Origin of the sequence: Sphingomonas sp. ID0503 (assembly GCF_048565625.1) — a bacterium.
Lineage (GTDB): Bacteria > Pseudomonadota > Alphaproteobacteria > Sphingomonadales > Sphingomonadaceae > JBLZUR01.
Map to the genome: position 1 here is coordinate 2,892,064 of NZ_JBLZUR010000002.1, position 20,833 is coordinate 2,912,896.

Here is a 20,833-nt window from a genome sequence, read left to right on the forward strand (position 1 = left end):
TTGACCCTCCGGCCCGGCCCGCCCATCGCGCGCGCCATGACGAACGTGAAGATCACCCGCGCCCTCCTCTCCGTCTCCGACAAGGCGGGCCTCGCCGATCTCGGTCAGGCGCTCGGACGACACGGCGTTGACCTCGTCTCGACCGGCGGCACCGCCAAGGCGCTTCGCGGTACCGGCCTCTCCGTCCGCGACATCTCCGATCTCACGGGCTTTCCCGAAATGATGGACGGGCGCGTCAAGACGCTGCACCCGAAGGTTCACGGCGGCCTTCTCGCCGTTCGAGACAATCCCGAGCACGCTGCCTCCATGACCGAGCACGCGATCGCACCGATCGACCTCGTCGTCGTCAACCTCTACCCCTTTGCGCAGACCGTCGCGAAGCGCGCGGATCGTGACGAGATCATCGAGAATATCGATATCGGGGGCCCCTCGATGGTCCGCTCCGCCGCTAAAAATCACGACCACGTCGTCATCCTGACCGATCCCGCCGACTATGCTGAATTGCTGGCCGAGCTGGATGCAAACGACGGCGCCACCACGCTCCCCTTCCGCCGCCGCATGGCCGCCAAGGCATACGCCGCCACCGCTGCCTATGACGCGATGATCGCGGCGTGGTTCGCGCATAGCGATCAGGGCGAGGCATTCCCGGCGAGCCTCTCGGTGCCGCTGAAGAAAGCCGCCGAACTGCGCTATGGCGAGAACCCGCACCAGTCAGCCGCGCTCTACCTGCCGATCGGCCCTTCTGCGCGCGGGATCGCCCAGGCGGAGCAGGTGCAGGGCAAGGAACTGAGCTACAACAACTACAACGACGCCGACGCCGCGCTGGAACTGGTGTCGGAATTTCGTGACGGCCCGCCGACAGTGGTCATCGTCAAGCACGCCAATCCCTGCGGCGTGGCGAGCGCCGACACGCTGATCGAAGCCTATGAGGCGGCGCTCGCCTGCGACAGCGTCTCGGCCTTCGGCGGCATCATCGCCGTCAACCGGCCGCTGGACGGCCCGACCGCCGAAGCAATCAGCGGCATCTTCACCGAGGTCGTCGCCGCCCCGGCCGCCGATGAGGCCGCCCGCGCCGTCTTCGCGAGGAAGAAGAACCTGCGCCTCCTCATCACCGGCGACCTGCCCGACCCGACGCGCCCCGGCTTGATGCTGAAGTCGATCGCCGGCGGCATGCTCGTCCAGTCGCGCGACAATGGCGCAATCGCGGAAGCCGACCTCAAGGTCGTCACCAAGCGCGCGCCAACTCCGCAGGAGCTGACGGACGCGCTGTTCGCCTGGACGGTCGCCAAGCACGTCAAGTCGAACGCCATCGTCTACGCCAAGGACGGGTCCACCGCTGGCGTCGGTGCCGGCCAGATGAACCGCCTCGAATCCGCCCGCATCGCCGCCTGGAAGGCGAAGGATGCCGCGGAGAAGGCCGGCTGGGCGCAACCGCGCACCATCGGCTCGGCGGTCGCCTCGGACGCCTTCTTCCCCTTCGCGGACGGCCTGCTGGCTGCGGTCGAGGCAGGCGCCACCGCCGTCATCCAGCCGGGCGGCTCGATCCGCGACGCAGAGGTCATCGCCGCAGCGGACGACGCCGGGCTTGCGATGATCTTCACCGGCATGCGCCACTTCCGGCACTAAGGCGCAACCGCGCGGAAGTCTGGGAGTGGGCTCCCCCCGGCGTGGCGCAACACTACAATCGCGCAGCCCACCCCCAACGCTCCTCCTGGCGAGGAGGTTAGCCGAACGAGGGAGCGCGCCTCGGCACCCGCGCTCCACGCAACGCGCCGCCGATCAGGCCGAAGCCGCCGATCAGCATGGCCCAACTGGCCGGCTCCGGCACTGCCGCGGTCTCGGTCAGGAACACACCCGAGTCCGATGTGTAGGTCGCCCCCGCAGGCACATCGATACCGAACTGGCCGGTGTGGCTGAAGTCGATACCGATGTTGATCGGGTTGTCGTTCGTGGCGGCGAACAGACTAAGGCCTGCGAACACGTCATAGCTCCCGGCACCATCGACGACAAAGGCACCGTTCAGCACCTTGTCGATGACCTGGTCGACCGCCGTCGTCGGGCTCAAGCTGATGAAGTCGGATAGGCCGACAACCTTGTAGGCGTCGTACTTCGCATTGCCATAGTCGAGATAGCTGACGCCCGATCCCGCACGATAGGCGTAGAGTGTCGCATAGATACCGAAATTGGCGGTAGAATTGCCTAAGCCGAGCGGCGCGCCGGCCGTGATCGACCCATCATAACGGAACCGCACTCCCGCAGTCTGCCCAATCGCGTTGGACGAGAAGGTGAGCGTATCACCGAACGTGCCGACCACCTGACCGTAGTTATCCGGTCCGGTCATGTTCAGCGACGACTTCACTGTCCCGGCCTTCAGGTCGGCCGTCACCGCCAGGTCCGTGCCGTTCGAATGGAACTCCTGCCTGGCCGAGGTCGCTCCGTTGATGATCGTGCCGTTGATCTCCTCGCCATCGCCATAGAAGATGCGCGGCGACACATAGTAAGCGGCGAATGCTGGCGCCTGCGCGCAAGCGGCAGCCGCGATTGCTAATCCGATACAAAGCCTCGTCATGTCCCAACCTCCCGAGCGTGCTTGGCCCTTCAGGTATAAGCGTGGCGGGGACGGAAAACGGGTCAGGCGATTGCGAGAGAAATGAGCTGCCGGGGATGCGGGACCGAGTGCACGCTGCGAGCGGCAAGAGCGTGTGTCACTCTGACGAGATCGAGGCCCACAGAAAGATCAGCGTGGCGGTGAGGCCGAGGATGCTGCGGCCGTCGTGCAATCGCCCCCATCGTTTCAGCAGATGGCGTGTTTCGCCTAAGTCGGCGGCATCGATCGCCTTCAGCCGCTTGTTGACGGGCATGATCACCAGAAGCGTGAACGGCCAGTTGGCGAGCAGCACCACGCTACCCAGTACGCATCGCCAGTCGCCGAGCACGTACCCTGCCCCCAGTCCCGCTACGCCGCCGCCGATTGCCAGCCCTGCCTGGATCGGCAAGGCGCGCGCATAGCTGGGTCGCCACTGCCGCAGTAACGGTCCGTCTTCGAGTTCAAGCCGTGCCGGATGCTCGACGAGGCTGATATAGCCCGCCGCCCCCGTGAAAAGCGCAGCTAGGACAAGCGCCACTTCGATGAGAATGGTCATCGCGCGCCTTCTGCCTTCCGGAACAGAACCCGGTCTTCGTGCCCAAAGCCCCGGTACCAGATCACCGCCCCGAACGCGCAGAGGATTAGGGGAACGCCGGCGAGCAGCTCCAGCCATTCCGGAAAGAAGCTGGTCGCGATGAACCCGATCACCGCCGCCGCCGCCGTGGCGGTGACGATCGCGAAGCGCCAGCCGGACACGCCTGCGCCGAGGAGGCGGGCGAGGACATGCGACTTCACCACCGAGGCCATTCCAAGCGCCACCATCAGCCCGATCGCCACGCCCGCCGCCGACCAGGGATCGTCCCGCTGCGCGACCTCAACGATCGGCAGCCCCCAGCCACGCAGATGGGGCAGGGCGTCGCGAATGGCGTAGATCAGCGCCACAGACACGGCCACCTGCACCACGATCATCGCCGCCGAGATTGCAAGATTGCGCCAGCGCGCCACATAGATCAGCGCCGCCTCGCTCACCGCGGCGGTGGCCGCGATCACCTCGGCGGCGAGCAGGAAGGCGAGGGCGGCTGTACCGTGGACATAGCTGGGACCGCCCAGACCCATCACCGCCTCGCCGGGGATGCCGAGCGCCAGGCCGATGCCCGCCTGCGCGGCGATGATCCAGAAGCCAACCTGGCGGACCTGCTTCGCGACCGCCACCTTGTTCCCTTCCTCCAGGTTCTGGGTGATGACGGGTCCGAGGATCGGGTCGAAACTGGTCTTCAGCTTCTGCGGCAGCGACGCGACCTGCTGCGCGAAATAGTAGATGCCGACGATCTCCGGTGCGAAGAAGCGGCCTAAGATGTAGATGTCGAGGCGGCGCGATCCCCATTCGATCGCATCCGCGCCGGCGAGCGGCAGGTTCCACCCGGCGGTGCGGACGATCTCCGCCGGTCGCGGCCGCCATCCACGCGGCGGGCCGTAGCTCTTCAGCAGGGGCACGATCGAGGCGACGAAGGCGGCGATGGCGGAGAGCGCGTAGGCGAGGATCAGGCCGTCGCGCGTCGAGTAGAAGTAGAGGAGCCCCGCCCCGATGCTGATCGTCCACGGCTCGACGATGGCACGCGCCTTCACCGTTGCGCCGACATCGCCCCGATAGGCGAGTGCCGCGAGCGCGATGTCCGACAGGGCCCAGCCGAAGATGGTCAGCGGCAGCAGCCAGTCGAGCCCGTAGATGGGGCTGTTCGGGAACATCAGGCCCGGCATGAAGATCAATACCAGCGCCGCCGCGATTGATCCGAGCAGCCCGACGAGCAGACCGTCCCAGACGACATGGACATGCTCACGCCCGCTATGCGTCAGTTGCTGGGCCAGACCCCGCTTCAGGCCAAGGGTGGCAAGCTGACCCGCGAACTCCACCGTGATCGTCGCGATCGCGAACCGACCCAACGCGTCGGGGCCATAGAGGCGTCCGGCGATGAACAGGAACGGGATGCGCGCGATCAGCCGAATGACGAAGCCGAAGAAGTTCGTTCGCCCACCCTTGGCGAGCGCGCCGAGATCGTCGGGCGCGGAGGTGTCGGCGGCGGACATTGGCGGTGTCTAGGGGAGCGAGGGACCGCCCGCCAGATGGGTGTGGCGATTGGCCGCGGGGAGTGCGGGCAGGTCACACCCCTCCATCATCCTGACGAAAGTCAGGATCCATCTGCACTCACTTAGACGTGAAGCGCTGCGGCAAAGGGATGCTCAATCGAGTTCAGCATGACGATCAGCCGGTCAGTGCGCCGCGCCCCAGCTTGAACCCGTGCCGACCTCGACACCGAGCGGCACCGACAGCTTCACCGCCGGCTCCGCCGCCTCTGCCATGGTACGGCGGATCACCGCGCCCGCGCGTTCAGCCTCATCCTTCGGCACCTCGAACACCAGCTCGTCATGCACCTGCAGCAGCATGCGCGTGCCCTCCAACCCCTCCGCGGCAAGCGCCGGACCCATCCGCACCATCGCGCGCTTGATGATGTCGGCGCTGGTGCCCTGGATCGGCGCGTTGATCGCCTGTCGCTCGGCCGCCTGCCGCTCGTTGACCGTGGCACCCTTGATGCCCGGCAGGTGCAGCTTGCGGCCGAACAGCGTGCGCACATAGCCATGCTCGCGCAGATGGTTGATGGTGTCGGCCATGTAGTTCCGGACACCGGGAAAGCGGTCGAAATAGCGGTCGATGATCGCCTGAGCTTCGGCCCGATCGACGCCCAGCCGGCCGGCCAAGCCGAAGGCGGAGATGCCGTAGAGGATCGCGAAGTTGATCGTCTTGGCGCGCCCGCGCGTATCGCGGTTCACCTCGCCGAACAACTCCTCGGCGGTCAGGTTATGGATGTCGGCGTCTTCCGCAAAGGCCTGCTTTAGCTGCGGCACGTCGGCCATATGCGCTGCCAGCCGCAGCTCGATCTGGCTGTAGTCCGCCGAAAGGATGACGTTGCCCGGCTCCGCCACGAAGGCGTTACGGATTGTGCGGCCGACCTCGGTACGGATCGGGATGTTCTGCAGATTTGGGTCGGTCGACGACAGCCGGCCGGTCTGCGCAACCGCCATCGAAAAGCTGGTGTGGACGCGGCCGGTCACCGCGCTGATCTGCTCCTGCAGCGCATCGGTGTAGGTCGATTTGAGCTTTGTCAGCTGCCGCCAGTCGAGCACCCGTCGCGCCACCGCAACACCCTCGCCCGCGAGCCGCTCCAGTTCATTGACGTCGGTCGAATAGACCCCCGACTTCCCCTTGCGTCCGCCTTTCAGGCCCAGACGGTCGAACAGCACCTCGCCCAGCTGCTTGGGGCTGCCGATCGTGAACGGACCGCCGGCCAGCGTATGAACCTCCGCCTCGATCTCCATGATCTCGCGCCCGAACTCGCCGGACATGCGCTGCAGCTCGGCGCGGTCCACCTTAATGCCGTCCATTTCCATGGTGGCGAGCACCGGGATCAGCGGCTTGTCCACGGTCTCATAGACCTGCACCGCCCGCTCCCGCGCCAATCGCGGCTTCAGCTTGTGCCAGAGCCGCAGGGTCACGTCGGCATCTTCGGCGGCATATTCCGTCGCCTTGTCGAGCGGCACCTTGTCGAAGGTGATCTGCGACTTGCCCGTCCCGCATACCGACTTGAACTCGATACAGGCATGGTCGAGATGACGCCGCGCAAGCTCGTCCATGCCATGCCCCCCGCGCCCGGCGTCGAGCGCGTAGGAGAGGAGCATCGTGTCGTCATAAGGGGCGACCTCGATCCCTTCCTTGCGGAACATGATCAGGTCGTACTTGATGTTCTGCCCGATCTTCAGGACCGCCGGGTCCTCCAGAAGCGGCTTGAGCCGAGCGATCGCCTGCGCTTTCGCGATCTGCGGCGGCGCTTCGGACAGCAATCCGTCGCCGGCGTGACCCAACGGTATGTAGCAGGCCCGCCCCTTGGCGGTGGCGAGGCTCACGCCCACCAAATTCGCCCGCACGCAATCGACATGGTCGGTCTCGGTATCGACCGCGACCACGCCATCGGCCAGCGCCTCGGCGATCCAGCCGTCGAGCGCCTCGGAGTCGGTGATCGTCACATAATCGTGATGCACGATCGGCGGATCAGCTTCCTCGTCCGCCTGCGCCTCTGGAGAACCGGGGGCAGGTGGCGGAGGCGGTGCGTCCACGCCGCCGACCTTCATCAGCAGCGATCGGAACCCCATTTCCGAAAGGAAGTCGCGGAGCGGCTCGGGCGGAATGCCCTTCATTTCAAGGTCGACCAAGGCCTCGGGCAGCGGCCGATCGCAGACCAGCCGCACAAGCTCGCGGCTCAGCCGCGCCTTCTCCGCATGTTCGATCAGCGATTCGCGCAGCTTGGGCTTCTTGATCTCGCCGGCATTCGCCAGCACGGTTTCAAGGTCGCCATAATCGTTGATCAGCTGGCTCGCCGTCTTCGGCCCCACCCCCGGCACGCCCGGCACGTTGTCGACGCTGTCGCCCATGAGGGCCAGCACATCGCCGAGCTTCTCGGGCGGCACCCCGAACTTCTCGATCACGTATTCCGGCCCGAGCCGCCGGTTGTTCATCGTATCGAGCATATCGAGGCCCGGCTCGATCAGCTGCATCAGGTCCTTGTCGGAACTGACGATGGTGACCTTCCACCCCTCGGCCAGAGCGGCCTTGGCATAGCAGGCGATGATGTCGTCCGCCTCCAGCCCCGCCTCTTCGATGCACGGCACCGAGAAGGCGCGCGTTGCCTCGCGGATCAGCGGGAATTGCGGCACGAGATCCTCAGGTGGCGGCGGCCGATGCGCCTTGTATTCGCCGTACATGTCGTTGCGGAACGTCTTCGACGACGCGTCGAAGATCACCGCGCAATGCGTCGGCCCGTCCGCCTTGTGGAGGTCATCCAGCAGCTTCCACAGCATGGTCGTGAAGCCATAGACCGCACCCGCCGGCACCCCATGCCGGTTCGTCAACGGCGGCAGGCGATGATAGGCACGGAAAATATAGCCGGAGCCGTCGACTAGGTAGAGGTGGTTGGCGGACGTGTCTGTGGACATGACGCCGGGATAGCAGGCGGCGGCGACGACGCGAACCCCGGCCGGACCGGCGCCCATGCCGACGTCATGAAACTGGCGGCAAACCCCCGCGTTCTCGCGGGCGACGGTCGCTGGACGGAGGATCGATGTTCGCTTGGGATCAATCGAGGGCCGTCGCTTGACCGGCACCAGCCCGCCCGTTCAACTCTCCGGCATCCGCATCGCCCTCGCACTCGGCGGTGGCAACGCGCTTGGTGCGTACCATGCCGGTCTCTATCAGGCGCTGGACGAGGCCGGGATACAGCCGGACTGGATCCTCGGCACCTCGATCGGGGCGATCACCGGTGCCATCATCGCCGGCAATCCACGCGAGCAGCGGTTGGCGCGGCTGCGCGGGTTCTGGCGTCCGGCCGATGCGGCGGCAAGCTGGCTCTTGCCGACCGACTTCCTTCCGGAAAGCTGGCGGCGCAGCGGTGCCGTTCTGGCCACTCTGCTGGCCGGCCGGCCGGGCCTCTTCGGACCGATCGGTTCCGGCCCTTCGGCGTGGCTACACCCCGCATCGGCGGCTCCCGCGCTCTACGCGACGGAGGTGCTGGAGGGCACCCTGGCCGCGCTGATCGACTTCGAGCTCCTGAACCGTGCCCAGCCTCGCTTCACCGCAGCCGCTATCGATGTGGTAAGCGGGGAGGAAGTACTGATCGACAGCACGGCCGGATCGCTCAGGCCTGAGCATCTCCGTGCCAGCGCCGCCCTGCTTACCACCTACCCCGCGATTGAAGTCGATGGACGTGTGCTCGCCGACGGCGGGCTGTCGATGAACCTGCCAATCGATCCCGTTCTGGCAGAGCCGGGTGAGCGGCCAGTCCTCTGCATCGGGTCCGACCTCCTGCCCCTTTCCGATAGTCCGCCAAAGACCTTGGGCGAGACGGTGAGCCGGATGCAGGACCTGATCTTCGCCGCGCAGACCCGTCGCACGGTCGAGAAATGGCAGGCCATCTATGATGCCCGTCTTGCATCAGCTGAAAACGTGTCCTCGGTCACCCTGGCCCTCCTCAGCTACGCCGATCAGGAACAGGAGGTAGCGGGGAAGGCGATGGATTTCTCACCGGAGACGGTCCGCCAGCGCTGGAAGTCGGGACATCGCGACGGATGCCGGCTCCTTGACCGGCTCAGGTCCGGCGCACTTCCAACAGGCTTGCCGGGTCTGGCGGTGCAGCGCCTCTAGGTGTTCAGTCCCGGCATCTGGCGGCATCGCAGGTCCGCCCACCGCGCGAGCGGCCGATCGCTTCGTGCCACTCCCCCTTTTTGAGCCGGCTGCCCAGCGGTGCGCCTTTACGTGCGTGCTCTCGATCGAGAGCACGTCCGGCACTGGCCCGGTGCCCGCGATCGTTTCGAACAGGCGCTGCCGGACGCGCGACGCCGATCGGTTGTAGCGATTGTAGATGGTCGTCGGCCGCCTAGGCTGCAGGCACGTCACGCGCAGATGGATCGTGACCTTCGTCAGCACGACGGGAGAATGCTGGCCCGTCCGTTCGACTATTTTTATGTCGATTGGCCTTAGCCCCGCTCGGCCCCCGCGACGCGCCCGCGATCCTCGCGCGGGATCAGCCCCTCCAGCACGTCCCAGAACCCGGTGACGGCCTCTTGGCCCGCGGACGCATAGGCCTCCGACAGCTTGGCCCTGAGCGCCTCGAACAGATTGCTCTCGAACACCCGACCCTCGGGGGTCAGTCGCAACCGCCGCTGCCGCCGATCCACCTGCCCCACCCGCGATTCGACCAGTCCGCGTGCGGTCAAATCGTTCAGCACTCGCCCAAGCGACTGCTTGGTGATGGCCAGAATGCGGAGAAGCTCGCTGACCGTCAGGTCCGGCCGCGTCGAAATGAAATACAGCGCCCGGTGATGCGCCCGCCCCAGCCCCTGTTCGGCCAGCACCGTATCGATCCCGCGATAGAGATGGCTGTACCCGAAGTAGAGGAGTTCAACCCCCCGGCGGATCTCCGCCTCGCGCAGGAACAGGGGCGATGCGGCGCGCCGCGTTTCGATCGGAGTTGGGGCAGCCATGTTGACGTATGTTGCGCGAATGAATAGTCCGGCGCAACCCTGATGGAGAGTTCGCGATGACCGAGACCCTGGCGTTCACCCAAGAGCCCCATGCCTCGCCCGTCGCCGTGGCGGACCGCCAGGCGCAGCTCGCCAATCCCGGCTTCGGCCGCGTCTTCACCGATCACATGGCGCTCGTCCACTACTCCGAAGCCGAGGGCTGGCACGACGCGAAGATCACCCCCCGCGTCGAGTTTCGCGTCGATCCCGCCTGCGCCGTGCTCCATTACGCGCAGGAGATCTTCGAAGGGCTGAAGGCGTACCGCACACCCGATGGCGGCGCACAGCTGTTCCGCGCAGACGCCAATGCCCGCCGCTTCCGCCAATCCGCCCGCCGCCTCGCCATGGCCGAGCTGCCCGAGGGCATCTTCCTCGACTCAATCCGTCAGCTGGTCCGCACCGACCGCGACTGGATCCCGGACAGCCCGGACGGCGCGCTCTACCTCCGCCCCTTCATGATCGCCAGCGAGACGTTCCTCGGCGTGAAGCCCTCCTCCGAATATCTCTACATCGTCATCGCCTCCTCGGTCGGTGCATATTTCAAGGGTGGCGCCCCCGCGGTCACGCTCTGGGTGTCGGAGAACTACACCCGCGCCGCCCCCGGCGGCACCGGCGACGCGAAATGCGGCGGCAACTACGCCGCGAGCCTCGCCGCCCAGTCGGAAGCGATCAAGCAAGGCTGCGACCAGGTCGTCTTCCTCGACGCGGTCGAGCGGAAGTGGATTGAGGAGCTCGGCGGCATGAACATCTTCTTCGTGTTCGATGACGGCACGCTGCAGACGCCGCCGCTCACCGGCACGATCCTGCCCGGCGTCACCCGCGATTCGATCCTGACCCTCGGCCGCGCCCAGGGGCTGACGGTGCGGGAGGAGCTTTACTCCTTCGATCAGTGGAAGGCGGATGCCGCAAGCGGCCGGCTGGTCGAAAGCTTCGCCTGCGGCACCGCCGCCGTCATCACCCCGATCGGCACGGTCAAGCACAGCGGCGGCGAATTCACTATCGGCTCCGGCGGCCCCGGCCAGCTGACCGGTGCGCTGCGCAAGACGCTGGTCGATATCCAGCGTGGCGTGACCCCCGATCCGCACGGCTGGACCGAAAAGCTCTTCTGACCTTTCCTCCGCCGTCGGCGCGGCTATAAGCGCGGCCGGTCGTTGGGGCGTCGCCAAGTGGTAAGGCAGCGGCTTTTGGTGCCGCCATTCGCAGGTTCGAATCCTGCCGCCCCAGCCAGCATGTACCGGTAGTTGCAAACGATTCGCGACAGGGCTGCTTCCCTTCCATGTCGGGTTCGGGCCTGCTAGTCGCGCGGGCGACTCTCGCATTTGCAGCATATAGGGGCCGCTCGATGACCGCAGTTGGACAGGACACGCTCAACACCCGCAGCACGCTGGAGGTGGAGGGCAAGACGGTCCACTACTACTCGCTCGCCAAGGCGGCGGAGAAGTACGGCGACATCAGTCGCCTGCCCTTCTCGATGAAGGTGCTGCTCGAAAACATGCTACGGTTCGAGGATGGCGTGACCGTCACCCCCGCAGATGTCCAGGCGATCGTGGAGTGGCAGAAGGAGCGCCGGTCCGAGCGTGAGATCCAGTACCGTCCCGCCCGCGTGCTGATGCAGGACTTCACCGGCGTCCCCTGCGTGGTCGATCTGGCGGCGATGCGCGATGCGATCACCAAGCTCGGCGGCGATGCGCAGAAGATCAACCCGCTCGTCCCCGTCCACCTCGTCATCGACCACTCGGTCATGGTCGACAAGTTCGGCACGCCCGACGCCTTCCGCGAGAATGTCGAGATCGAGTACGAGCGCAATGGCGAGCGTTACGAGTTCCTGCGCTGGGGTTCCAAGGCGCTCGACAACTTCAAGGTCGTGCCGCCGGGCACCGGCATCTGCCATCAGGTCAACCTGGAGAACATCGCGCAGGCGGTCTGGTCCTCCGCCGATGAGAGCGGGGCGATCGTCGCCTATCCGGACACCTGCGTCGGCACCGACAGCCACACCACGATGGTCAACGGCCTGGGCGTGCTCGGCTGGGGCGTCGGCGGCATCGAGGCGGAGGCCGCCATGCTCGGCCAGCCGGTGTCGATGCTGATCCCGGAGGTCGTCGGCTTCAAGCTCGACGGCACGCTGAACGAGGGCATCACCGCCACCGACCTCGTCCTCACCGTCACCCAGATGCTGCGCGCCAAGGGCGTCGTCGGCCGCTTCGTCGAGTTCTACGGCCCCGGCCTCGACGCGCTCAGCCTCGCTGATCGCGCGACGATCGCCAACATGGCTCCGGAATATGGCGCGACCTGCGGCTTCTTCCCGATCGACGACGCGACCATCACCTATCTGCGCCTCACCGGCCGCGACGCGGAGAACATCGCTCTGGTCGAGGCCTATGCCAAGGCGCAGGGCTTCTGGCGCGACGTGACCTCGCCCGATCCCGTCTTCACCGACACGCTGCACCTCGACATGTCGACCGTGCAGCCGTCGCTCGCCGGGCCGAAGCGTCCGCAGGACCGCGTCCTCCTCAACTCGGTGGACGAGGGCTTCAACAGCGAGCTCGCCAGCGGCTACAAGAAGGGTGACGAGAGCGAGAAGCGCGTCACCGTCGAGGGCGAGGACTTCACCCTCGGCCATGGCGACGTGGTGATTGCCGCGATCACCAGCTGCACCAACACCTCGAACCCCTCGGTTCTCGTCGCCGCCGGCCTCGTCGCCCGCAAGGCGAACGCGCTCGGCCTCAAGGCGAAGCCCTGGGTCAAGACCAGCCTCGCCCCCGGTTCGCAGGTCGTCACCGATTATCTGGAGCGCGCTGGCCTCACGTCGGACCTGAACGCCCTCGGCTTCAACCTCGTCGGCTATGGCTGCACCACCTGCATCGGCAATTCCGGCCCGCTGCCCGATCCGATCAGCAAGGCGATCAACGGCAACGACCTCGTCGCCTCGGCCGTTCTCTCGGGCAACCGCAACTTCGAAGGTCGCGTTTCGCCGGACGTGCGGGCGAACTACCTCGCCTCGCCGCCTTTGGTCGTCGCCTATTCGATCTTCGGCACCACCGCGAAGGACATCACCGAGGAGCCGCTCGGTCTCGGCAACGACGGCAAGCCGGTCTACCTGAAGGACATCTGGCCAACCACGGCGGAGGTCGCCAACACCGTCGCCGCCGCGATCGATCGGGAGATGTTCTCCAGCCGCTACGCCAACGTCTATCTTGGCGATAAGCACTGGCAGGCGATCGATGTCGAGGGTGGCGACACCTATGGCTGGTCGTCGACCTCCACCTACGTCCAGAACCCGCCCTATTTCGAGGGCATGTCGATGACGCCGGCGCCGGTCCACGACATCACCGACGCCCGCCCGCTCGCGATCTTCGCGGACTCGATCACAACCGACCACATTTCGCCGGCCGGCTCGATCAAGCTGGACAGCCCGGCCGGCCGCTTCCTGACCGAGCATCAGGTCAGCCGTGCCGACTTCAACAGCTACGGCGCGCGTCGCGGCAACCATGAGGTCATGATGCGCGGCACCTTCGCCAACATCCGCATCAAGAACGAGATGATTCCCGGCATCGAAGGCGGCATGACCAAGCATGTGCCGACCGGCGAGGTCATGGCGATCTACGACGCGGCCCAGCACTACAAGAGCGAGGGCACACCTCTCGTCGTCGTCGCGGGCAAGGAATACGGCACCGGCTCCTCGCGCGACTGGGCGGCAAAGGGCACCATGCTCCTCGGCGTCCGCGCCGTGATCGCCGAGAGCTTCGAGCGTATCCATCGCTCGAACCTGGTCGGCATGGGCATCCTGCCGCTGCAGTTCGCGGAAGGGGTCGACCGCAAGACGCTGAAGCTGAACGGTACCGAGACCTTCACCATCACCGGCGTCGCGGACCTGCGGCCCCGTCAGGTCGTGACGGTCGAACTCACCCGTGAAGACGGCTCCAAGGAAACCTTCGAGACCCGCTGCCGCATCGATACGGTCAACGAACTCGAATACTTCCTCAACGGCGGCATCCTCCCCTACGTCCTCCGCAAACTGGCGGCGTAAAGGCCGGCTATCCTCCCCCGCCAGGGGGAGGTGGCGCCGAAGGTGACGGAGGGGGAGGACGGCGGCGTCTCTTCTATTGAAGGTGCGCCGCTATCCTCCCCCTCCGTCAGGCCATGCCTGCCACCTCCCCCTGGCGGGGGAGGACAATTCGGTTGCTAAGCCAAAAACGCCCGCGCTTCCGCAAGGAAGTCATCATGCCGGTCGTGGTGAACCCAATGCCCGGCATTGTCGTAAAGCGACGTCCGCGCGTTCGTGAACAGGCCCGCCAGCCCCGCCTCCTCGGGGTTCTGAAAGAAGCTTTGCCGCCCCCAGGCGAGGAGCACCGGGCAGGTGATGCGCCCGAACAGCGCCTCAAGCTCCTCGTCCGGAATGTGGATCGGTGACCGCGTGCGGAAGTAGTTGTCGTACTTCCAGCTATAGGTCCCGTCCTCGTTGCGCAGCAGGCCGTGGATCGTCAGGTGCCGCGCTCGCGCCTCGCTGAGGTGCTTGTTCTCGGCCATCATCCGCTTCAGCGCGGTATCGATATCGGGGTAACGCCGCGGCACCCGCCCGCTCAGCCCGCGCAAAGTCTCGGTCCACGCCCGAAAACGATCGTGCAGCGGCCCGATCTCGTCTGGCTGCTTGGGCGCGCCGATCCCTTCGATTACGATCATCCGCCGCAGCTTCTCCGGGAAGACGCCGGCGTAACGCAGCGACACCATGCCGCCATAGGAGTGCGCGATGATCGAGACCTGATCGGTCTCCTGCTGGTGGATCAGCTGCGCCAGATCATAGACGAAGGCGTCGAAGCGGTAATTGCCGTCGGGCGAATGATCGCTGTCGCCATGACCACGCAGATCGGGTGCGATGACATGGAAATCATGCCGCAACTCCGCCGCCAGCCAGTCCCAGTTGCGCGAATGGTCCATGCCCCCATGGACCATCAGGAGGAGCGGCGCGGTCGGATTGCCCCAGTCGACATAGCGCAGCCTCAAACGCTGCGAGACGAAGGTGTGCGACGTCGGCCCGACGATCTCGCCGAAGCTCGTCATGCGGCATCCTCGGGCTGTGCCAGCGCGCTCTTCAGCCAATCGGGCATGATCACGTCCTCCCCCAGTTCCTCCACGCGCCGCCGAACGACGGCCAGTCCCAGCTCCGGATACCAGGCCATCGCCTTCTCGCCCGGGTCCGCCTCGGCGCGGACCACGACGATGCGGCGATTGACCTTCTGCCGCCAGTTCATCCGCGCGGTGTTCTCCTGCCCCACATAGCAGCCCTTGGTGAAGCTCACCCCGTTCAACTCGGCGGCATTCGCCTCCAGCCACAAGATCTTGTCGGACCCGAGTTCGCCCACGCCCTCCGCCACGCCGAGCGACAGCCGATGCGCCAGCCACCCGTCGGCCGGCTCACCAGCCGGTGCGAGCCAGCGCCGACCAAGCGCCGCCAGACGCGGATCGATTGCACCCTCACCCTCCGCAGCCCAATGCACCGCCAGGCCGTCATCCCGCGCGATGGTGATCGCCCGTCGCAGCCGATAGAGCGAGAGGCGGCGGACGAGCGCATCGGCCTGGCTCCCCTCGCAGTCGATCAGCAGGTCCTCGCCATCCGCCCAGAGGATGAAGTCGAACAGCACCTTCCCCTGCGCCGTCAGCAACGCCGTCCAGACCGGCAGCACGCCCGTCACGTCGTTGGTGACCAACCCTTGCAGGAACCCGCGCACGTCCTCGCCGGAAATGCGGAGTACGGCGCGGTCGGCGAGCATGGTGGACATGACAAGGCAGATAGGCGAGCCGATTGCATTCACCAACCATTCGTGGTGATCGATGCGGCATGACCGACCGCATCACCATCCGCCGTCCCGACGACTGGCACGTCCACCTGCGCGACGGCGACATGCTGCACGCGGTCGCGCACTACACCGCGCGCCAGTTCGCCCGCGCGATCGTCATGCCGAACCTCACCCCGCCGGTGACCACCGTCGCCGCAGCCGAGGCCTATCGCGACCGCATCCTCGCCGCGCTGCCGGCAGACGCAGGCTTCACCCCGCTGATGACCTGCTACCTGACGGACGACATCGATCCGGCCGAGATCGAGCGCGGCTACACAACCGGCGCATTCACCGCCTGCAAGCTCTACCCCGCGCATGCCACCACCAACTCCGCGCACGGCGTCACCGACATCCTCGCGTTGACCGGCGTCCTGGAGACGATGCAGCGCATCGGCATGCCCCTCCTCATCCACGGTGAGGTGACGGACAAGGACATCGACATCTTCGATCGCGAGGCCGTGTTCATCGACCGCATCCTCACCCCACTGGTCCGCGACTACCCCGCGCTGAAGATCGTCCTCGAACACATCACCACCGCCGAAGCAGCAGCCTTCGTGGAGTCCGCCGGCCCCAACATCGGCGCCACCGTCACCCCCCAGCACCTCATCATCAACCGCAACGCGATCTTCGACGGCGGCCTGCGCCCCCATGCCTATTGCCTGCCCGTCGCCAAGCGGGAGAAGCACCGCCTTGCCGTCCGCAAGGCCGCGACCTCCGGCAGCCCAAAATTCTTCCTCGGCACCGACAGCGCCCCGCACGGCGTCGGCCGCAAGGAAGCCGCCTGCGGCTGCGCCGGCATCTTCAACGCCCCCTTCGCGCTGGAAAGCTACTTGCAGGTCTTCGAAGAAGAGGGCGCGCTCGCCCATTTCGAAGGCTTCACCAGCGAACACGGCCCGCGCTTCTACGGCCTCTCGCTGAATGAAGGCACGGTGACGCTGGAACGCGCGCCCGTGACTGTGCCGGACCTGACTGGCGAAGGCCCGACCGCCGTCGTCCCGTTCCATGCGGGCGAGACGTTGCGCTGGCGCTTGACGGCCTAAAGCCCCCAACCGTGCTCCTGCGAAGGCAGGAGCCCAAACCCAGCGTCTCCCCAAGGCTCCTGCTTCCGCAGGAGCACGGCCGGCCGAAGGCTATCCTTCCGTTCCCACCGCACTCGCCAAATCCGCAAACCCGTCGCGCTTCAATAGCGCGGGCAGCCCATCCACGATCCGCTTCGCCAGCCCCGGCCCTTCGTAAACCAGCGCCGTATACAGCTGCACGAGGCAAGCCCCCGCCCGGAACCGCGCATAGGCGTCCTCCGCACTCGCGATCCCGCCCACCGCGATCAGCGGGATCGACCCGCCCGTCGCGCGCCGAAAATCCCGCAGCCGCTGCAACGCCATGTCCTTCAACGGCGCACCCGAAAGCCCGCCCGTCTCCCCCGCGTGCTTCGACCGCAGCACCGGCCGCGCGATCGTCGTGTTCGACACGATAAGCGCGTCGATCCGCGTCCCGATCGCCACCGCCGCGATGTCGTCGATGTCGTCGGGCTGCAGGTCGGGTGCTACCTTCAGGAAGATCGGCGGCCCGAACGCCCCCCGCGCCTCCACCACCCGCACCAGCAGGTCCGCCAAGGCCCCACGGTCCTGCAGCGCGCGCAGCCCCGGCGTGTTCGGCGACGAGATGTTGACCGTCAGGTAATCGGCGACATCCGCCATCGCCTTCGTACCGGCGACATAATCCGCCACCCGATCCGCCGCATCCTTGTTCGCGCCGATGTTGACGCCGACGACGCCCCGCCGCTTGCGCTTCGCCAGCCGCTCCCGCGCCGCCGCCTGTCCCTCATTGTTGAAGCCCAGCCGGTTGATCACCGCCCGGTCCTCCGGCAGCCGGAAGATGCGCGGACGCGGATTGCCCGCCTGGGGCAGCGGCGTCACCGTCCCGACCTCGGCAAAGCCGAAGCCGAGGCCCAGCATCGCATCCGGCACCTCGGCATTCTTGTCGAACCCGGCGGCCAGCCCCACCGGGTTGGAAAACTCCAGTCCCGCCAGCGACATGCGCAGCATCGGATCGCTCTTCGGGGGCATGCGATGTGGCCGGGCGGCGAGCGCGCGGATGGTCAGGCGATGGGCGTTCTCGGCGTCGGTCGCCCGGAACAACAACGGGCGGACGATGGGGTACAGCGACATGGGCGGGCGGTTAGAGGATTGCGGTCAGGGGGTCAAAACATCCTACCCAGCAAAGCTGGGGAGGGGGACCGCGACGCGAAGCGGCGTGGTGGAGGGGCCGCCGCGAAGACGGCGGTAAACCGCCGCCCCTCCACCATGCTTCGCATGGTCCCCCTCCCCGAGCTTCGCTCAGGGAGGATGCAAGTGCCTTGACCCCACCCCCGTTCGCCCCCATCTGCCCAATCGGAACGAATCAGTCCGATTAGAAGAAGATGCGCCTCTCCAGCCTCGCCGACTATGCCGTCGTGATGATGTCCGCCGCCGCGCGGCATCCGGCCGGCGCGCGTCTGTCGGCGACCAGCCTGTCTGAGGAGACCGGCGTCCCCCTCCCCACCGCGCAGAAGCTGATGGGTCGCCTCGCCGCCGCCGGCATGTTCGCCTCGGCACGCGGCACCGGCGGCGGCTTCGCGCTGTCCCGCACCCCCGACCAGATCACCCTCGCCGACATCGTCGAGGCTGTCGAAGGGCCGATCGCGCTGACCGCCTGCGTCGACACCGAACGCCATGACTGCGCCCTGGAAGGCTCCTGCCAGGTCCGCCCGCATTGGGGCGTGGTCAACGGCGCGATCCGGGGGGCTCTAGCGAATGTGAGCCTTTCCACCCTTTCCGCATCTCCCATGCCGATGGGGCAAACCGTATGAGTAGCGCACCCGTGAAGAACGCAGAGGCGCTCGCCGCCGCGAACAAGAAGTACGAATGGGGCTTCACCTCCGATATCGAGCAGGAGTTCGCACCCAAGGGCCTCAGCGAGGCGACCGTCCGCTTCATCTCCGCCAAGAAGGGCGAGCCGGAGTGGATGCTCGACTACCGCCTCAAGGCTTGGCGCATCTGGGAGACGATGACGGCTCCCGATTGGGCCAAGCTCAACGTGCCCCCGATCGACTATCAGGAGGCCTATTACTACGCCGAGCCCAAGGCCAAGCCGAAGCTTGAGAGCCTGAACGAGGTCGATCCCGAGATCCTGCGCGTCTACGAAAAGCTCGGCATTCCGGTCGAGGAGCAGAAGGTCCTTGCCGGCGTCGAGGGCAGCCGCAAGGTCGCGGTCGATGCGGTGTTCGACAGCGTCTCGGTCGCCACCACCTTCCGCGCCGAGCTGGAGAAGGCGGGCGTCATCTTCCGCTCGATCAGCGATGCGGTGAAGGAATACCCGGACCTCGTCCGCAAATGGCTCGGCCGCGTCGTGCCGATCCAGGACAATTACTTTGCCGCGCTCAACGCCGCCGTCTTCTCCGACGGCACCTTCGTCTACGTGCCGGAGGGCGTCCGCTGCCCGATGGAGCTGTCGACCTATTTCCGCATCAACGCCGCCAACACCGGCCAGTTCGAACGCACGCTGATCGTCGCCGACAAGGGCGCTTACGTCAGCTATCTCGAAGGCTGCACCGCCCCGATGCGCGACGAGAACCAGCTCCACGCCGCCGTGGTCGAGCTGGTCGCGCTGGACGACGCCGAGATCAAATATTCGACCGTCCAGAACTGGTATCCGGGCGACGAACAGGGTCGCGGCGGCATCTACAACTTCGTCACCAAGCGCGCGCTCTGCCAGGGCGCGCGCTCCAAGGTCAGCTGGACGCAGGTCGAGACCGGCTCCGCGATCACCTGGAAATACCCGTCCTGCGTGCTGAACGGGGAAAACAGCGTCGGCGAATTCTACTCGGTGGCCGTCACCAACAACCGCCAGCAGGCGGACACCGGCACCAAGATGATCCACAACGGCAAGGGCAGCCGATCGACCATCGTGTCGAAGGGGATCAGCGCGGGGCGGAGCGACAACACCTATCGCGGCCTCGTCCGCGTCGCCCCCGGTGCCGAGGGCGTCCGCAACTTCACGCAATGCGACAGCCTGCTGCTCGGCGGCGACTGCGGCGCGCACACCGTCCCCTATATCGAGGTCCGCAACCCCTCCGCCCAGATCGAGCACGAGGCGACCACCAGTAAGATCAGCGACGACCAGCTCTTCTACGCCATGCAGCGCGGCCTGACCCAGGAAGACGCCGTCGCCCTGATCGTCAACGGCTTCGCCAAGGAAGTGCTGCAGCAACTCCCGATGGAATTCGCGGTGGAGGCGCAGAAGCTGCTGGGGATCTCGCTGGAGGGAAGCGTTGGCTGACCCCCCCTCCCGTCACCCCAGCGAAGGCTGGGGTCCATGTCTCTCAAAGCGGACCGCACCTCACGTCTTGAGAGCCATGGATGCCAGCCTCCGCTGGCATGACGAAAAGCGACTGCCCTGCTGATGTCTCAAGAATCCGAAAGACCCATGCTCCAAATCACTGACCTCCACGCCGAGATCGACGGCAAGCCGATCCTCAAGGGCCTCTCGCTCAGCATCAATGCGGGTGAGGTGCATGCCATCATGGGGCCGAACGGCGCGGGCAAGTCGACGCTCGGCTACACGCTCTCCGGCCGCCCCGGCTACGAAGTGACGGGTGGGTCGGCGACCTTCGATGGCCGCGACCTCCTCGCCCTCTTGCCCCACGAACGCGCCGCCGCCGGCCTCTTCCTCGGCTTCCAGTACCCGGTCGAGATCCCCGGCGTCTCCAACCTCCAGTTCCTCCGCACCGCGCTCAACGCCCAACGCCGCCTGCGCGGAGAGGCCGAACTGTCGGGAGGCGAGTTCCTGAAGATCGCCCGCGCCCAGGCCAATACCCTCGGCGTCGACATGGAGATGCTGAAGCGCCCCGTGAACGTCGGCTTTTCCGGCGGCGAGAAGAAGCGGAACGAGATGGTGCAGATGGGCATCATCGATCCCAGGCTCGCCATCCTGGACGAGACCGATAGCGGCCTCGACATCGACGCGCTGCGCACCGTCGGCCACGGCATCAACACGATCATGCGGCGGCCCGACAAGGCGGTCCTCCTCATTACCCACTACCAGCGCCTGCTCGACTACGTGAAGCCCGACTACGTCCACGTCCTCGCCGCCGGCCGCATCGTCCGCTCTGGCGGCCCCGAACTCGCGCTGGAGCTTGAGCGCGAAGGCTATGTCGGGGTGGCGGCATGAGTGCATCGCCCATCCTCCCCGGCACGGGGAGGGGGACCATGCGCAGCATGGTGGAGGGGGGGCCTCGCACACGATCCGT

Annotated in this window: 16 protein-coding genes and 1 tRNA gene; 9 read left to right on the forward strand and 8 right to left on the reverse strand. The window is 66.5% G+C overall.

Annotation, left to right across the window (positions count from 1 at the left end; translation table 11 throughout):
* Positions 1-36 precede the first annotated feature (36 nt).
* Entirely contained in the window at positions 37-1,626 is a 1,590-nt protein-coding gene (gene purH, locus ACM608_RS15170; RefSeq protein ID WP_419684300.1) for a bifunctional phosphoribosylaminoimidazolecarboxamide formyltransferase/IMP cyclohydrolase, read from the forward strand.
* Positions 1,627-1,723: 97 nt separating this feature from the next.
* On the opposite strand, the gene ACM608_RS15175 is transcribed toward purH, so the two are convergent.
* The 4 genes from ACM608_RS15175 to polA form a co-directional block, all read right to left on the reverse strand.
* A complete protein-coding gene (locus tag ACM608_RS15175; protein WP_419684301.1) occupies positions 1,724-2,569 on the reverse strand; it encodes a PEPxxWA-CTERM sorting domain-containing protein in 846 nt (281 codons plus the stop codon).
* Between the two features lie 136 nt (positions 2,570-2,705).
* The gene (locus tag ACM608_RS15180) at positions 2,706-3,143 is read right to left on the reverse strand and encodes a DUF1772 domain-containing protein (protein ID WP_419684302.1); all 438 of its coding nucleotides are present in this window, start codon (positions 3,141-3,143) and stop codon (positions 2,706-2,708) included.
* Positions 3,140-4,672, reverse strand: coding sequence for a lipopolysaccharide biosynthesis protein (locus ACM608_RS15185; RefSeq protein ID WP_419684303.1), 1,533 nt, complete (start codon positions 4,670-4,672; stop codon positions 3,140-3,142). The genes ACM608_RS15180 and ACM608_RS15185 overlap by 4 nt, the downstream gene beginning before the upstream one ends.
* Before the next feature lie 183 nt (positions 4,673-4,855).
* Complete coding sequence (polA, locus tag ACM608_RS15190) at positions 4,856-7,630, reverse strand: DNA polymerase I (protein WP_419685236.1); 2,775 nt, start codon at positions 7,628-7,630, stop codon at positions 4,856-4,858.
* Positions 7,631-7,787: 157 nt separating this feature from the next.
* On the opposite strand from polA, the gene ACM608_RS15195 reads away from it, so the two are divergent.
* Complete coding sequence (locus ACM608_RS15195) at positions 7,788-8,834, forward strand: patatin-like phospholipase family protein (protein ID WP_419684304.1); 1,047 nt, start codon at positions 7,788-7,790, stop codon at positions 8,832-8,834.
* Between the two features lie 332 nt (positions 8,835-9,166).
* On the opposite strand, the gene ACM608_RS15200 is transcribed toward ACM608_RS15195, so the two are convergent.
* A complete protein-coding gene (locus ACM608_RS15200) occupies positions 9,167-9,673 on the reverse strand; it encodes a MarR family winged helix-turn-helix transcriptional regulator (protein ID WP_419684305.1) in 507 nt (168 codons plus the stop codon).
* A gap of 56 nt (positions 9,674-9,729) precedes the next feature.
* Here ACM608_RS15200 and ACM608_RS15205 point away from each other — a divergent pair, with 56 nt between their 5' ends.
* From ACM608_RS15205 to acnA, 3 genes are all read left to right on the forward strand, one after another.
* Entirely contained in the window at positions 9,730-10,821 is a 1,092-nt protein-coding gene (locus ACM608_RS15205) for a branched-chain amino acid aminotransferase (RefSeq protein WP_419684306.1), read from the forward strand.
* A gap of 43 nt (positions 10,822-10,864) precedes the next feature.
* Positions 10,865-10,939: transfer RNA gene (locus ACM608_RS15210), tRNA-Gln, on the forward strand.
* Between the two features lie 115 nt (positions 10,940-11,054).
* A complete protein-coding gene (gene acnA / locus ACM608_RS15215) occupies positions 11,055-13,739 on the forward strand; it encodes an aconitate hydratase AcnA (protein WP_419684308.1) in 2,685 nt (894 codons plus the stop codon).
* Between the two features lie 155 nt (positions 13,740-13,894).
* Here acnA and ACM608_RS15220 read toward each other — a convergent pair whose 3' ends face one another.
* A complete protein-coding gene (locus tag ACM608_RS15220; RefSeq protein WP_419684310.1) occupies positions 13,895-14,770 on the reverse strand; it encodes an alpha/beta fold hydrolase in 876 nt (291 codons plus the stop codon).
* A complete protein-coding gene (locus ACM608_RS15225; protein WP_419684311.1) occupies positions 14,767-15,489 on the reverse strand; it encodes a YgfZ/GcvT domain-containing protein in 723 nt (240 codons plus the stop codon). The genes ACM608_RS15220 and ACM608_RS15225 overlap by 4 nt, the downstream gene beginning before the upstream one ends.
* 59 nt (positions 15,490-15,548) lie before the next feature.
* On the opposite strand from ACM608_RS15225, the gene pyrC reads away from it, so the two are divergent.
* The gene (gene pyrC, locus ACM608_RS15230; RefSeq protein WP_419684313.1) at positions 15,549-16,586 is read left to right on the forward strand and encodes a dihydroorotase; all 1,038 of its coding nucleotides are present in this window, start codon (positions 15,549-15,551) and stop codon (positions 16,584-16,586) included.
* 90 nt (positions 16,587-16,676) lie between these two features.
* Here the strand turns inward: pyrC and ACM608_RS15235 are convergent, their stop codons facing one another.
* Positions 16,677-17,714 carry a quinone-dependent dihydroorotate dehydrogenase gene (locus ACM608_RS15235; RefSeq protein WP_419684315.1) on the reverse strand — a complete coding sequence of 346 codons (1,038 nt, stop codon included), beginning with the start codon at positions 17,712-17,714 and terminating at the stop codon, positions 16,677-16,679.
* A 251-nt stretch (positions 17,715-17,965) separates the two neighbouring features.
* On the opposite strand from ACM608_RS15235, the gene ACM608_RS15240 reads away from it, so the two are divergent.
* The 3 genes from ACM608_RS15240 to sufC all read left to right on the forward strand — a co-directional run bounded on the left by ACM608_RS15240 (position 17,966) and on the right by sufC (position 20,754).
* On the forward strand, positions 17,966-18,394 hold the full coding sequence (locus ACM608_RS15240; protein WP_419684316.1) for an SUF system Fe-S cluster assembly regulator: 429 nt from the start codon (positions 17,966-17,968) through the stop codon (positions 18,392-18,394).
* Positions 18,391-19,863 carry a Fe-S cluster assembly protein SufB gene (gene sufB, locus ACM608_RS15245; protein ID WP_419684318.1) on the forward strand — a complete coding sequence of 491 codons (1,473 nt, stop codon included), beginning with the start codon at positions 18,391-18,393 and terminating at the stop codon, positions 19,861-19,863. Before ACM608_RS15240 ends, sufB begins: the two co-directional genes overlap by 4 nt.
* A 147-nt stretch (positions 19,864-20,010) precedes the next feature.
* Complete coding sequence (sufC, locus tag ACM608_RS15250; protein WP_419684320.1) at positions 20,011-20,754, forward strand: Fe-S cluster assembly ATPase SufC; 744 nt, start codon at positions 20,011-20,013, stop codon at positions 20,752-20,754.
* The last annotated feature ends 79 nt before the right edge of the window (positions 20,755-20,833 follow it).